The organism is Salinisphaera sp. SWV1, from assembly GCF_052044155.1.
In the GTDB taxonomy this organism is placed as follows: Bacteria; Pseudomonadota; Gammaproteobacteria; order Nevskiales; family Salinisphaeraceae; genus Salinisphaera.
Genome location: NZ_JBQDYE010000030.1, coordinates 14,375 through 28,725 on the forward strand (window position 1 = coordinate 14,375; position 14,351 = coordinate 28,725).

The following is a 14,351-nucleotide window of genomic DNA, read 5'->3' on the forward strand; positions in this document are numbered from 1 at the left end:
ACGAGTCGCAAATGAAAGGGGCGCGCCGATGCTATCTCATCGGCTCATTGCTTGCGTTGGCGTTGGTTGTCGCAGGGTGCGCGTTGCATTCGGGGCGCACGGATCGGGCGGCCGCGCGGCATCTGGTGTCGGTGTATCAGGTCTCGGGACTGCTGGCCCAGGCCGCGCCCGCGGTGTCGGGGTCGCTCAATCGCAATCTGCCGCAGTCGGTTGCGCTGGGCCGGCGCCAGCAAGTGGATCGTCGGGTGAATCGGGCCTTTGCACCCTCGCCTTTGGTCGAACAGACCATCCGCCGCCTGGCGAAGTCGGCACGCGACCAGGGCCGGACTCGCGATCTCGCGCGGGCGGCCGAATGGCTGGACAAGCCGCTGGCGCGAAAGATGATCGCGCTCCGGCGCAAGGTGGGCCAGCCGGGATTCGCCCGCGGTTTCAAGCAATTCACGGACAAGCCGGCCGGTCATCAGCGAAAGCGGCGGTTGCGCCTCGTTGACCAACTCGCCGGCGACATGCGGCTGGCGGATCTGCAGACGCGCTTTAACGTGACCCTGCTGGGCGCCATGATCCGGGCGCGCAATCTCGCACTCGGCCCGTCCGGGCGGGTCGACGAAACACAAATTCAGCGTATCCTGTCGGATACGAGGAAAGGGCTCCGCCGCAAGTTGGAGCAGCGGCTGCCGCTGATGCTGCTCTATGTCTATCGCGATGTGGGCACCGATACGCTCGAGCGCTACGCCGCTCTCCAGCACCGACCCGCCATGGTCTGGGTCAACGCGACGCTCGTGCAGTGCATCGGAAAGACGCTCGAAGCGGCGGGCCGGAGTATTCCGGAGGCTTCAAAGACAAAGGATCAATAAGTGCCGATAATCACAGACGACGTCAGCATCCGAGAAATTCTGGCCCAGGCTCGTCGTATCGCCGTCGTCGGACTCTCGCCCGATCCGAGCCGTCCGTCGTACGCCGTGGCCAAGGGCATGATGGAAGCCGGTTACGAGATCATCCCGGTCAATCCGAACGCCGACCGCATTCTCGGGCTGAAGGCGTTTACCGATCTCAAATACGTTACCGATACCATCAATATGGTCACGGTGTTTCGCGATCCGCGGCATGTGCCGTCGATCGTGGAGTTGTGCATCGAGAAAGGCGTACGCAACCTGTGGCTACAGGAAGGCGTGGTGCATCACGAAGCAGCGCGCGAAGCGGCTGCACACGGCATCCACGTGATCATGGACCGGTGCATGTACAAGGAATTCAACCGGCTGCTCGGCTAGGGCCTGTTGCCGCTTCACGCAACGCCGCGTTGCGGCTCTGCCCCGTATTTCCTGATACGGTCCTCGAAGGCGCCTTGCCTGCCCGGCAATTACGCGCCATCCAGGCCCTCGCTTGCAACGAGGGCGCGGCATGGATGGGTGAGGGCATGATGGTTGGCCGCCGGCGTTGTTCGCCTGGCCCCGCGGCTTGTTGCACGAATCTTGCGTCGTGGATGCCTCGGCGGTGCGGCGGGCTGAGCCCGGCTGCGACTGTTGTCGCCTTGTCGGCGTTCAGCGAGCCGACCACTATGGTGTGGATAGTCCGAATTCGAAATCCCAGGAGATGCGCAATATGGCGAATCTGAGCCCGGTAGTCATGATCATCATTCTCGCCGTCTGCGTGGTCATCGCGCTGGTCATCGGCTATCTCGTCGGCAGCCGTGCCGGCAGCGACTACAACGAGGCCGCGGACAGGGAAAAGCAGAAGCACGATGATCTAAGGGCCGATGTGCGCGAGCATTTCCAGCAGACCTCGGCGATCATGTCGCGCATGGTCGACGACTACCGCGACATGTATCAACACATGTCGGAGGGCGCGCAGAAACTGGCGGACCTGAGCGACGAGAAGATGGTCGCACCGCCGCCTTCGCCGGAGAAGATCACCCAGAGCAGCGCGAGTGAAAAGAGCGCCGCCGCGCGTGGCGGCGACAAGGGCGACAAGCCGGCGGCCGGTGCCAACGATTCGAACACGGCGGGCAAGACGGCTGCGGCGGCGAGCAAACCCGCCGCTACATCGCCGTCCCAGTCGGGCGGTGCGGGGGGCCATGCCACGAAAAAGCCCAACGGCGCGAGCGCTGCCGCTGGCGGGGAACAGAAGCCGGCCGCCAACGCGGCCGATAGCAAGACCTCGACCGGCGGGGCCGGTGCTCGATCCGCGCCGGCCAACGGAGGAGGGCAGGCCGCCTCGTCCGCCGAGCCCAGGTCGGACCAGGCCCGGCATGTGCCCATCGGCAGCGCGAACAAGGGCAAATAGCCGGCCTCGAAATGGCCGGGCGGTTGCGCGAGCCCGGCCGGGTCAGGCGTCGCGATGGCGCATTCGATCGCTATCGGACACCATCGGGTCGCCTCAGGACGAGAGCCGATGCGCCGCCGAACGCTGGATCGTTTCCACCATGGAATACAGGCCGTTGCGGCGATTCATGGTGATGTGCTGCTCAAGGTTGAGATCGGCGAAGATCTGGTTGATATCGGTTTCGGCGATCTCGCGCGGCGTCTTGTCGGAATAGATCATCAACAGCACGCCGATCAGGCCGCGTACGATATGGGCATCCGAGTCACCGCGGAAATGCAGTTTGTCGTCATCGGCGTCGTCGGCCACCAGCCAGACCTGGCTCATGCAGCCACGCACCCGGGTCGCTTCGTTGCGTTCGGCGTCCTCGAGCGGCTCAAGCTTGCGCCCCAGGTCGATGATGTAGCGGTAACGCTCTTCCCAGTCCGGCAGCATCTCGAAAGTGGTCTTGAGCTGTTCGACGCGGTCATCCATGGCGTAATGTCGTTGACGAGAACTATCGCTACAAGGTTGGGCCGGAAAACCGGTCAGTCAAGCTTGAACCATGCATCTACGCCGCATTGCTAGACAATCGAAGGCCATGATCGGCCGGCTGGTGGTAGCGCTGTTGCGGGCGCCGATCCTGTTCTATCGCTATGCGATTTCGCCGTTGCTCGGCCCGCGCTGCCGGTTTGCGCCGACCTGCTCGGAATACGCGCTGACCGCGCTGTCGCGCCACGGCCCGATTCGCGGCAGTTGGCTGGCGATCCGCCGAGTCACGCGTTGTCATCCGCTCAACGAAGGCGGCTTCGATCCGGTTCCGCCGCGCGCCGGGCACGCGGGCCACGAGCATCACCACGGCGACGGTTGAGGCCCGGCAAGACGTCCGGCGATGCATGCGCGAGCGGCAGGGTTTATAGTGTCGCGCTCTGTAGGTTTTGGCGAGCGATGTTGGCCGGCACGGCCAGCGGCGCGTCCGATTTGAAATCAAGCGGTCGGGCCTTCGTGCGCCGCGCCCGTCTTTGTTCTCGTTTTCTACCAGTACGTTGAGCCATGAGCGGTTTTTCCGAGCACAAACCCCTGAACCTGCCGGCGGTCGAGACCGAGATCCGGCGCTGGTGGGAGGACGCCGGCGTATTCGAGGCCAGCACGGCCGCGCGCGCTAACGGCCCGACCTTCACTTTCTACGAAGGCCCGCCCACGGCCAACGGCCGGCCGGGTATTCACCACGTGCTCGGGCGCACCATCAAGGATGCGTTCTGCCGCTACAAGACCATGCGCGGCTATCGCGTGGATCGAAAGGCCGGCTGGGATACGCACGGCCTGCCGGTGGAGATCGAGGTCGAGAAGGAACTGGGGCTGTCCTCGCGCGAGGACATCGAGGCCTACGGCATCGACAAGTACAACGCCGCCTGTCGCGAGTCGGTGCTGCGCTACAAGAATCAGTGGGACGAACTCACCCGTCGGATCGGCTACTGGGTCGATCTCGATGCGCCGTATGTCACCTTCTCCAACGAATACATCGAATCGGTCTGGTGGCTGCTCAAGCAGCTGCATGACAAGGGCCTGCTCTACAAGGGCCACAAGATTCACTGGTACTCGCCGGGCTCGGGTACGGTGCTGTCCTCGCATGAGGTCAGCCTCGGCTACAAGGAAGTGCAGGACCCGTCGATCACGGTAAAGTTCTTCCTCGAGGACGAGCCGGATGTCGCGATCCTGGCCTGGACCACCACGCCCTGGACGATGCCGTCCAACGTAGCCCTGGCTGTGGGCCCGAACATCGAATATGCCAGGGCGCGCGCCGAGGACGGCTCGGTCTATATCCTGGCGAAGGCGTGCGTGGCCGCGACGCTCGGCGAGAACGCCGAGATCCTCGAGACGTTTGGCGCCGATGCGCTGATCGGCCGCCGTTACACCCCGCCCTACGATTGTTTCGCCGATCATCCCGAGGCGCACAACGCCTGGCGCGTGATCGCGGCCGACTTCATCACCACCGACGACGGCACTGGCATCGCGCACGAGGCGCCGGCCTTTGGTGCGGACGACTTCACCGTCACCGCGGCCGCCGGCATGCCGGTGTTCAACCCGATCGAGCGCGACGGGCGTTTCCGCGAGGATTTCCCGCTGGTTGGCGGGCTGTGGTTCAAGGATGCCGACAAGCCGATCGCGCGCGATCTCAAGCAGCGCGGCCTGCTTTTCAGTCAACAGGTCACGGTCCACAACTACCCGCACGACTGGCGCAAGGGCACGCCCTTGATGAACTACCCGGTCGAGTCCTGGTTCGTGGCGACCCAGAAACACAAGGACAAGCTGGTCGAGTACAACAACCGGATTCATTGGCATCCGCCGCATGTCGGTACCGGCCGCTTCGGCGACTGGCTGGCCAACAACGTCGACTGGGCGCTGTCCCGGCATCGTTACTGGGGCACGCCGCTGCCGATCTGGGTGAACGACAACAACCCGGACGATATCGTCGTGATCGGCTCGATAACCGAGCTGCGGAAATATGCGGGCGATCAGGTTGCCGACGACGACAGCCTCGATCTGCACAAGCCGCAAGTCGATCAAATCACCTGGACCGCCGCCGATGGCGGCACCATGCGGCGCGTGCCCGAAATCATCGACGTCTGGTTCGATTCGGGCGCCATGCCGTTCGCGCAGTGGCACTACCCGTTCGAAAACAAGGAAATCTTCGAGGCGAACTTCCCGGCCGACTTCATCTGCGAGGGCGTGGACCAGACCCGCGGCTGGTTCTACTCGTTGCATGCCATCGGCACGCTGATCCAGGACTCGCCGGCCTACAAGAACGTCATCGTCAACGGCCTGCTGCTGGACGCCAACGGCGAGAAGATGTCCAAGTCCAAGGGCAACACGGTCGATCCGTTCGAGGCCCTGGATACGCACGGCGCCGACGTCATCCGCTGGTACATGCTGTCCAACAGCCCGCCCTGGGACAACACCAAGTACGCCGACCGCGGCCTGCGCGAGACGCGCACCAAGGTGTTCGGCACGCTGGAGAATGTCTACTCGTTCTTTGCCACCTACGCCAACATCGACGGCTTCACGGCCGATACGCCGGCGCCGGCCGTGGCGGAGCGTCCCGAACTGGATCGCTGGATCCTGTCGCGACTGCAGTCCACCGCCGCGGAGGCCGCGGCCGCGCTCGACGACTACAACCCGACGCGGGCCGCGCGTGCGGTAGAGCGTTTCATCGATGCGCTGTCGAACTGGTACATCCGCCGCTCCCGGGCCCGTTTCTGGGCCGGCGCACGTGCCGATGCGAACGACAACGCCAGCGACGCCGCGGTGGCCGACAAGCGCGCCGCCTACCACACCACGCTGACCTGTCTGCGTGATACGGCCGCGATGATGGCGCCGATCGCGCCGTTCTTCGCCGACTGGCTGTACAGCCAGCTGGCCGCGCAGGAAGACGCGCGGGCCTCGGTGCATCTGGCCGATTTCCCGACGCCCGATCTGGCCGCGACCGACACCGATCTCGAACGACGCATGGCGCTGGCGCGAGCGATCGTGGCCAATACGCTGGCCCTGCGCAACGAGGCCGGGCTGAACGTGCGCCAGCCGGTGGCGCGGATTCTCGTGGTCGAGGAGCCGGGCGTGGCACGGGCCGACGTGGAAGCCGTGGCCGCCATCGTGCGCGACGAGGTCAACGTCGATGCCATCGAATATGTCGCCGGCGAAGGCGACCTGGTCAAGCGCCAGGCCAAGCCCAACTTCAAGCAGCTCGGCAAGCGCCTGGGCAAGAAGATGAAGGCGGTGGCCGCTGCCGTGGCCGAGCTGGACGACGACGCGATCGCGGCCTATCTGCGCGACAACGCACTGACCGTGACCGCCGACGGCGAGGCTGTGGCGCTGGGCGAGGGCGATCTGCTGGTTTCCGCCGAAGGCGTCGAAGGCTGGCTGGTCGGTCGCGAGGATGGCGTTACCGTGGCACTTGATAGTACACTTACCGATTCGCTGATCCAGCGTGGGCTGGCGCGCGAAGTCGTGAACCGTATTCAGCGGCTGCGCAAGCAGGCGGAATTTCACGTCGCCGATCGCATCCGGGTGGAATACCGCGCCGGAAACGATACGTTGGCGGCGGCGATCGCCGCGCACGGCGACTGGATCGCGCGCGAGACGCTGGCGCGCACGATGGCGACGGCCGAGACGCCGGCCGGCGATGTCCGGGCCGATTTCGAGGTCGGCGACAGCAAGCTGGCAATGGCGCTGACGCGCGAGTGCTAGCAACGAGATACACGAACAACTTCCACCAATCGCAAACGCGACGGTCTAAAGATCATGAAACAGGATATCCATCCCCAGTACCGCCCGGTCGTCTTCAAGGACATGGGTAGCGAGTTCGCTTTCCTGACCCGTTCGACCATCGACTCGAACGACACCATCGAGTGGGAAGACGGCAATACCTATCCGCTGATCAAGCTGGAAGTCACCAGCGATACGCATCCGTTCTACACCGGCAAGCAGAACATCATGGACACCACCGGCAAGGTTGAACGCTTCAACCGCCGGTTCGGCATGATGAAGAAGAAGAAAGCCTAAACCGGCTTTTTTCTCGTGCCGGTCGATGCCGGCACACGGATCGTTTCGTGTTCGAGGCATCGGCCGCACCGGCGGCCGATGCTTTCGTATGTCTGGCGTTCGCGTCTGACGATACGGCCCGGCACGTTACGCCGTATGCGACGGCCCGGCGCGAGCAGTGTCCAGGAAACCGGCGATTGGCGGCTCCTCAAGGCTGGCGCGCCGTGCGCCCAGATGGATCTGCTTCGCGATGCCGGCCGGCCCGAGCCGTACCGGTGTGATCGCCAGATCGGCCGCGTATTCATCGACCAGCCAGCGCGGCAGGGCCGACACGCCGCGTCCGGCGGCCACGAGCTGCAGCATGATGTCGGTGGATTCGAGCGTCTTGTGGCGCCTCGGTGTGACATGCGCCGGCCCGAGCAGCGCGGTGAAGATATCCAGCCGGGCCGGGTCCACCGGATAGGACAACAGCACTTCGTCGGCCAGCGCCTCGGCCGTGACGTAGTCGCGCTCGGCCAATCGATGGCCCGCGGCCACCACCAGGACCTGCTCGTAATCGAACACCGGCTCGAAGGTCACACCGCGCTTGGCCAGCGGATCGGGCGTGACCAGAATATCGATATCGTGGTTGAACAGCGCGGCCATGCCGCCGAAGCGAAACGCCTGGATCACATCGATATCCACCCCGGGCCAGGCCGCCAGATACGGTTCCACGATCTTGAGCAGCCAGCGATAGCAGGGATGGCATTCCATGCCGATGCGCAGCGTACCGTACTGCCCGGCCGCATAATCGGCCAGCACGGTATCCAGCCGCTCCAGCTGCGGCAGCAGGCGCTCGGCCGCGGCGAGCAGATAATCGCCGGCCGGCGTCAGGCGGATACGCCGCCCCTCCCGGCGCCAGATCGCCGTGCCGGCCTGATCTTCCAGTTTGCGTATGGCATGGCTCAATGCCGACTGGGTCAGATGCAGTGATTGGGCCGCGGCGGTCAACGAACCGTCGCGTTCGATCTGACGCAGGATGCGCAGGTGGATGCGTTCGATCATTCGTTGTATGAGCTGTCGTCATGTATCGATGCAAATATACCAATATTAGTCATGGGTGAGTCGTCCTAATATCTCGACTGATCGCCAGCGGTGCTGGCTCGGATAACGCAGGACAGGAGCGACCCACCATGACGACATCCCATAATCTCGGTTTCCCACGCATCGGCGAACGCCGTGAGTTGAAGAAAGCCACCGAAGGCTACTGGGCCGGCGATCTCGACCGTGCGGGCCTGGAAGCCGCGGGTGCCGCCATCCGGCGCGCGAACTGGGAAAAACAACGCGATGCCGGCATCGAACTGATCCCGTCCAACGATTTCTCCTTCTATGATCAGGTTCTGGATATGGCCTGCCTGGTTGGTAACGTGCCGGCGCGTTTCGACTGGGACGGCGCGCACGCCGATCTCGATGTGGCCTTCGACATGGCCCGCGGCACGGACAATGCCATCGCCTGCGAAATGACCAAGTGGTTCGATACCAACTACCACTACCTGGTGCCTGAGTTCACCCGGGACACGACCTTCAAGCTGGCCGGCTCCAAGGTCTTCGATGAATTCACCGAGGCCAGGGCGCAGGGCATCGCCAGCAAGCCGGTTCTGATTGGCCCGGCGACCTATCTCACCCTCGGCAAGGTCACCGACGGCTCGGAGCTGGACAAGTTCGCGCTCGCCGATCAACTGATTCCGGTGTATATCGAGATTCTGGATCGACTGGCCGCGGCCGGCGCCGACTGGGTCCAGATCGACGAGCCGATCCTCTCGCTCGACCTGAGCGCGGCCCAGCGCGCGGTCATCGAGCAGACCTATGCCGCGCTGTCGCGCGTCGGCGATCTCAGGATCATGGTCACGAATTATTTCGGTGAGCTGCGTGACAACCTCGACCTGTTCACGCGCCTGCCGGTCGAAGCTTTGCATATCGACGCCGTACGCGGCGCCGCCGAACTCGAGACCGTGGCCGCGCGGTTACCGGCGGGCGTGCGTCTTTCCGTCGGCATCGTGGACGGGCGCAATGTCTGGAAAACCGATCTGGCCCAGGCCAGGGCGGCGCTGGCGCAGGTGCGGGAGATCGTGGGTGGCGATCGTCTGATGATCGGCCCGGCCTGCTCGCTGTTGCACAGCCCGGTGGCGCTGCGAAACGAAACCAAACTCGATTCGCGGCTGGCCGACTGGCTGGCCTTCGCCGAAGAGAAACTGGCCGAGATCGTGGCACTGGCCCACGCGCTCGACGGCGATGTCGACGCGGCCTTGTTCGAGGCCAGCGCCCGGGCGATGGCGGGTCGCCGTGACTCCACACTCATCCACGACCCGTTCGTCACCAAGCGCGTGGCCGGGCTCACCGCGGCGGATTACCGCCGCAAGTCGAGCTACCCCGAGCGCGCGCGTAAGCAACAGGCCAAGCTGAAGCTGCCGATGTTCCCGACCACCACCATCGGCTCGTTCCCGCAGACCAGGGACGTGCGCCGCGCGCGTGCCGCGCACAAGAAGGGCGATCTGTCGGACGCCGACTACGACGTGTTCCTGAAACAGCAGATCGACGACGCCATCGCCCTACAGGAAGACATGGGCTTCGACATGCTCGTGCACGGCGAATTCGAGCGTAACGACATGGTCGAGTATTTCGGCGAGCAACTGGCCGGCTATGCCTTCACCAAGCTTGGCTGGGTGCAGAGCTATGGCTCGCGCTATGTGAAGCCGCCGATCATCTACGGCGATGTCTCGCGGCCGAAGCCGATGACGGTGAAATGGTCGAAATACGCCCAGTCGCGGACGAAAAAGCCGATGAAGGGCATGCTCACCGGCCCGGTGACCATGGTGCAGTGGGCCTTCGTGCGCGACGACCAGCCCCGGTCCGAAACCGTGAAGCAGGTCGCGCTCGCCATTCGCGACGAGATCGTCGATCTGGAAGCGGCCGGGCTGGCCGCAATCCAGTGCGACGAGGCGGCTTTTCGCGAAGGCCTGCCGCTGCGGCGTGCCGACTGGGATGAATACCTGGACTGGGCCGCGGCCGCCTTCCGGCTGGCAGCGGGCGGCGTGCGCGACGAAACCCAGGTGCACACCCATATGTGCTACTCGGAGTTCAACGACATCATCGAGTCGATCGCCGCCATGGATGCCGACTGCATCTCCATCGAGACCTCGCGCTCCCAGATGGAACTGCTGGATGCGTTCGTGAAGTTCCAGTATCCGAACGAGATCGGCCCGGGTGTCTACGATATCCACAGCCCGCGTGTGCCGAGCACCGACGAGATGGTCGCCCTGCTCGACAAGGCCGTGGCCGTGTTGCCGCCCGAAAAACTGTGGGTGAACCCGGACTGTGGGCTCAAGACCCGCGGCTGGGCCGAGGTCAAGCCGGCGCTGGAGCACATGGTCGAGGCCGCACAGCGGATGCGTCAGGCACGGGCTGCCTGATCGGCCACGGCCGGCTCAAGCCGCTCCGGTTATTGGGGCGGCTTTTTTTATGAGCGAGCGTCTATCAACGAGGCGTTATTCGCCCCGATAGACATGCTTTCGGTGTCCGATCTTGACGACTGTTACGATCAGTACATCGTCGGCGATTTCGTAAAGGATGCGGTAGACGCCCTGGCGGATTCGATATCGCTCCTGACCCGAAAGCTTCTCGCTCCCCGGCGGGCGTGGATCCCGCTGTAGCGCATCGACGCGTTGGAGAATACGCGCGACCTCATCGTTCGGAATGCCGCGCAGATCCTTTGCGACCGAGCGTTTGAAGACAAGCTTATAGCTTGCCATGCGCCTTCAGATCGTCCAGCAGTGCCTCATAGCTCAGGGTCGGTTCGGCGACGCGGTCGGTGAAAGCGGCTAAATCTTCCTGATCCTCGGCCAGCGCAGCACGAACGGCGTCGTTGACAAGATCCGACACGCTGCGATGCGTATGGGCGGCCTTCAGGCGGAGTGCTGCATGTAGCTGTTCGTCGAAATAGATGGTTGAGCGCTTTGAAGTTGTCATGGGAATGCCTCCTGATTGGAGTTTAGCATCACAACGTCATAACGCTATGATGGCGGGTGGCGCACATCCGTCGACGTCTTTTAAGCGCACAGCGCGACGTGCCGGTGATAGGCTCCCTGCGGGGACTATTGAGCATAGTGGCCGGCGGCTGAGGCAGAACGGCCAATCGCGCGGCTTGGCACCAGTCAGAGAGCGATATGAGCGATTCGAAGGGGCGCGCGGCGGCGCGGGCGCAGTTGCTGGATATGCTGCCGGCCGATGGCTCGAGCATCGGCAACCAGGCCATGCAGCAGGCATTGCGCGATGCGGGCCACGAGCTGGGCAACGACGGCTATGCGGAAATCAAGAACGCGCTCGTGGCCGACGGCGTGATCGGGAAGGGGCGCGGCCGCGGTGGGTCGATCTATCGAATCGCTGCCGACCAACCGAGCACCGCCGCGCCGGATTTCGAACTCAAGCCGCAGGCGGCCCCGGCCGAACTCGATTTCCATGCCGATAAGGCGCGTGCCAAGGCTCGGGGTAAAGCAGCCGGCCGGAAGAAAGCCGACCAGAAGAGAGCACACAAGCGCGCGTCGAAAGCCAGTGCAGATCGCCACGAAGTGCTGAGCTATCGCTACGACGACAAGCGCCGCAACAACCCGCATGTCGGCATGGTCGATACCAGCTCGGACGGCGTGGAAGACAGCGCCAACTGGGCCTACGACCCGCATATCGACCCGGCGCTGCAGTTCGACCCGAGCCGCGCCCAGATCGAAAGCCTCATCGACGACGCGCTCGCCTCGGATGACAAAGACGAAATGGCCGCTGCGCTGGAACAACTCAAGCGCATGCAGGCGGCCTACCTCAACTGGGCCGGCAAGGCCGAGCGCACCAGCTTCGAAGTCGATACCGTTTCGCTGCATGTGCACGAACGCATCGATCCGGCCACCATTCTCGCCGGCTTGCAGAAACGGGTGAAAGACAGCAAAGGCAAGGATACGCCGAGCTTTCAGGCTGATTTGTTCCATGCCCCGTTCGAAAACCTGCCGCTGCGCGAAGCCATCGACTTCTACAAGCACGACCGCGACTGGTCCAACCGCCTGATTGCGGGTGATTCGCTGCTGGTCATGAACTCCGTGCTACAGAAAGAGGGCATGGCCGGGCAGGTACAGATGATCTATATCGACCCGCCCTACGGCATCAAATACGGCTCCAACTTCCAGCCGTTCACCAACCGCCGGGACGTCAAGGATCGCAAGGATGAGGATCTGACCCAGGAACCGGAAATGATCAAGGCCTTCCGGGATACCTGGGAGCTGGGGATTCATTCTTATCTGACGTATCTGCGGGATCGGCTGCTCTTGGCGCGGGAGTTGTTGAGTGAGTCCGGTAGCGTATTTGTGCAGATTTCGGATGAAAATTTGCATCATGTACGTGAACTATTAGACGAGATTTTCGGTGAAACGAATTTTATTGCGCAAATATCATTTATTAAAACTACGAGTGCAACATCTCAATATCTGGCAAGTACAAACGATTACCTAATTTGGTATTCGAAGAAATTCGAATGCTTGAAATATAAAAACCTTTTTCGAGAAAAAAAGCTTGGAGCCGCTGGCACCAGCCAATACAACTGGGCAAGAACTCAGTTCGGCGAAGACATTAGCGTTAATAGATCCTCTAATCGAGAAGACGCGGTCTTCGCCGCTTCGGATCTGAAAGGTCAAAGCGGTGGCGTAAGCACACAATTCGCTGTAGTTCTACGAGGGAAATCTTTTGACTATGGAAAAGGCGGCTGGAAGACCAATAAGAAAGGGATTTCTAACTTGCTTAAGGCTTCTAGAATTAAGCCTATCGGCAATAGTCTCATGTATCGTCGGTACTTAAGCGATTTCTCTGTCTACAGCCTCTCGAACTCTTGGGACGATGTTCTTTCTACTGGGTTTTCGGATACGCGATACTACGTAGTTCAAACCGGCGAAAAGGTTATAGAGCGTTGTATTCTTATGGCTACGGATCCAGGGGATTTAGTTCTTGATCCCACCTGCGGCTCAGGCACTACAGCCGTAGTCGCCGAAAAATGGGGCCGCCGCTGGATCACCTGCGACACCTCCCGAGTCGCGATCACGCTCGCCAAGCAGCGGTTGATGACCGCGAGCTACGACTACTACGCCCTGAAATATCCGGGCGAAGGCCTGCGCGGCGGCTTCATCTACAAGACCGTGCCGCATATTACGCTGAAGTCGATCGCCAATAATCCGGAAATCGATACGATCTACGAACAACGACATCCGGCGATCGAGTCGGCGCTGGCGTCGCTGAACACGGCGTTGCAGGCCGCGCCGCCGGCACCGCTCAAGATCACTGAAGGCGCCCGCAAGGGCGAGACGATCGATTTCTCGGCGAAGACGACACGGCAGACATTGCCCAGCGAGGAAGTCGTCGCCACCAACGCGCTGTTGGAATGGGAAGTACCGTTCGAAGCGCCGGCTGACTGGCCGCAAGCTGCCCTCGAGGCTCTGGATGCGTTTCATGCCGCACGCCAGGCCATGCAGCAAGCATTGGACGATTCCATCGCCAACCACGCCGGCCAGGAAGTGCTCTACGACCAGCCGGAGGTCGATAAGTCCAAGCGTCGCATTACCGGCCCGTTCACGGTCGAGGCGGTGCCGTTTGCCACAGTGCTCGGGCTGGACGAAGCCGAGCAGCCGCGCGAGGCGGATGTCGCTGTCGCGCGTTCGGGCGAAACGTCGCGCCAGGCACAGTGGCGCGATGAATTGCTCAAGACCGGCGTACGCGGCAAGAACAACCAGAAACTGAAACTGATGGATCTGGATCCGTTGCCCGGCACGCGGTATATCGATGCGGTGGGCACCGTGGCCCATGGTGAGAATGGCGGCGAGCGGGTGGCGGTGAGTTTCGGCCCGGAACATGCCGCGCTGGAACAACGCCAGGTCGAGATCGCCATGCGCGAGGCGGGCGAGCTGTTTCCGTTGCCGAAGTTGCTGGTGTTCTGTGCCTTCACCTTCGACCCGGAGGCGGCCAAGGATATCGACAACATCAAGGGCGTTCAGGCGCTGAAAGTGCAGATGAATACTGATCTGCTGACCGAGGACCTGAAGAAGGGGCGCTCCAGCAATGAATCGTTCTGGCTGATGGGCCAGCCGGAGGTGGAGTTGCACACGCGCGACGACGGCCGTTACCAGATCGAAGTGCACGGCTTCGATTATTTCGATACCAAGACCGGCGAGTTGAAATCCGGCGGCAAGAAGAATATCGCTCTCTGGTCGCTGGATACCGATTACGACAACCGCTCGTTGTTCCCGCGTCAGGTGTTCTTTCCCATGGCCGGCAAGAAAGACGGCTGGTACAAGCTCAAGAAAGATATCCGCGCCGAGCTGAACGACGATCTGCTGGATGCCTTTCACGGCACGCTGTCGCTGCCGTTCGACGCCGGCGAGAACGAGTGCGTGGCAGTGAAGATCGTGGACGACCGCGGGATCGAGTCGTTGAAAGTCATCAACCTTGGGTGA

12 protein-coding genes are annotated in these 14,351 nt (G+C 62.6%); 8 read left to right on the forward strand and 4 right to left on the reverse strand.

The genetic code is table 11. The annotated features are described in order from the left end of the window. The first annotated feature begins 11 nt into the window (after positions 1-11). The 3 genes from ACS8YF_RS14155 to ACS8YF_RS14165 all read left to right on the forward strand — a co-directional run bounded on the left by ACS8YF_RS14155 (position 12) and on the right by ACS8YF_RS14165 (position 2,280). Positions 12-854: a hypothetical protein gene (locus ACS8YF_RS14155; protein ID WP_440850792.1), complete on the forward strand. Its 843-nt coding sequence runs from the start codon at positions 12-14 to the stop codon at positions 852-854. Beyond that, the gene (locus ACS8YF_RS14160) at positions 855-1,268 is read left to right on the forward strand and encodes a CoA-binding protein (RefSeq protein WP_440850793.1); all 414 of its coding nucleotides are present in this window, start codon (positions 855-857) and stop codon (positions 1,266-1,268) included. Positions 1,269-1,599: 331 nt separating this feature from the next. Further along, positions 1,600-2,280 carry a ZapG family protein gene (locus ACS8YF_RS14165; RefSeq protein WP_440850794.1) on the forward strand — a complete coding sequence of 227 codons (681 nt, stop codon included), beginning with the start codon at positions 1,600-1,602 and terminating at the stop codon, positions 2,278-2,280. A 93-nt stretch (positions 2,281-2,373) separates the two neighbouring features. Here the strand turns inward: ACS8YF_RS14165 and ACS8YF_RS14170 are convergent, their stop codons facing one another. Beyond that, positions 2,374-2,790, reverse strand: a complete 417-nt coding sequence (locus ACS8YF_RS14170) for a SufE family protein (RefSeq protein WP_440850795.1) — start codon at positions 2,788-2,790, stop codon at positions 2,374-2,376. Between the two features lie 106 nt (positions 2,791-2,896). On the opposite strand from ACS8YF_RS14170, the gene yidD reads away from it, so the two are divergent. From yidD to ACS8YF_RS14185, 3 genes are all read left to right on the forward strand, one after another. Continuing rightward, positions 2,897-3,166 (forward strand): membrane protein insertion efficiency factor YidD, encoded by a 270-nt coding sequence (yidD, locus tag ACS8YF_RS14175; protein ID WP_440850828.1) that lies wholly within the window; start codon positions 2,897-2,899, stop codon positions 3,164-3,166. Between the two features lie 182 nt (positions 3,167-3,348). After that, complete coding sequence (ileS, locus tag ACS8YF_RS14180) at positions 3,349-6,540, forward strand: isoleucine--tRNA ligase (protein WP_440850796.1); 3,192 nt, start codon at positions 3,349-3,351, stop codon at positions 6,538-6,540. A 54-nt stretch (positions 6,541-6,594) separates the two neighbouring features. Beyond that, entirely contained in the window at positions 6,595-6,855 is a 261-nt protein-coding gene (locus ACS8YF_RS14185) for a type B 50S ribosomal protein L31 (protein WP_440850797.1), read from the forward strand. A gap of 126 nt (positions 6,856-6,981) precedes the next feature. On the opposite strand, the gene ACS8YF_RS14190 is transcribed toward ACS8YF_RS14185, so the two are convergent. Further along, complete coding sequence (locus ACS8YF_RS14190) at positions 6,982-7,878, reverse strand: LysR family transcriptional regulator (RefSeq protein WP_440850798.1); 897 nt, start codon at positions 7,876-7,878, stop codon at positions 6,982-6,984. Positions 7,879-8,006: 128 nt separating this feature from the next. On the opposite strand from ACS8YF_RS14190, the gene metE reads away from it, so the two are divergent. Next, positions 8,007-10,283 carry a 5-methyltetrahydropteroyltriglutamate--homocysteine S-methyltransferase gene (metE, locus tag ACS8YF_RS14195; protein WP_440850799.1) on the forward strand — a complete coding sequence of 759 codons (2,277 nt, stop codon included), beginning with the start codon at positions 8,007-8,009 and terminating at the stop codon, positions 10,281-10,283. 75 nt (positions 10,284-10,358) lie between these two features. Here metE and ACS8YF_RS14200 read toward each other — a convergent pair whose 3' ends face one another. Continuing rightward, positions 10,359-10,622: a type II toxin-antitoxin system RelE family toxin gene (locus ACS8YF_RS14200; RefSeq protein ID WP_440850800.1), complete on the reverse strand. Its 264-nt coding sequence runs from the start codon at positions 10,620-10,622 to the stop codon at positions 10,359-10,361. After that, the gene (locus ACS8YF_RS14205) at positions 10,609-10,839 is read right to left on the reverse strand and encodes a CopG family transcriptional regulator (RefSeq protein WP_440850801.1); all 231 of its coding nucleotides are present in this window, start codon (positions 10,837-10,839) and stop codon (positions 10,609-10,611) included. The genes ACS8YF_RS14200 and ACS8YF_RS14205 overlap by 14 nt, the downstream gene beginning before the upstream one ends. Before the next feature lie 197 nt (positions 10,840-11,036). Here ACS8YF_RS14205 and ACS8YF_RS14210 point away from each other — a divergent pair, with 197 nt between their 5' ends. Further along, positions 11,037-14,351 (forward strand): site-specific DNA-methyltransferase, encoded by a 3,315-nt coding sequence (locus ACS8YF_RS14210; RefSeq protein WP_440850802.1) that lies wholly within the window; start codon positions 11,037-11,039, stop codon positions 14,349-14,351.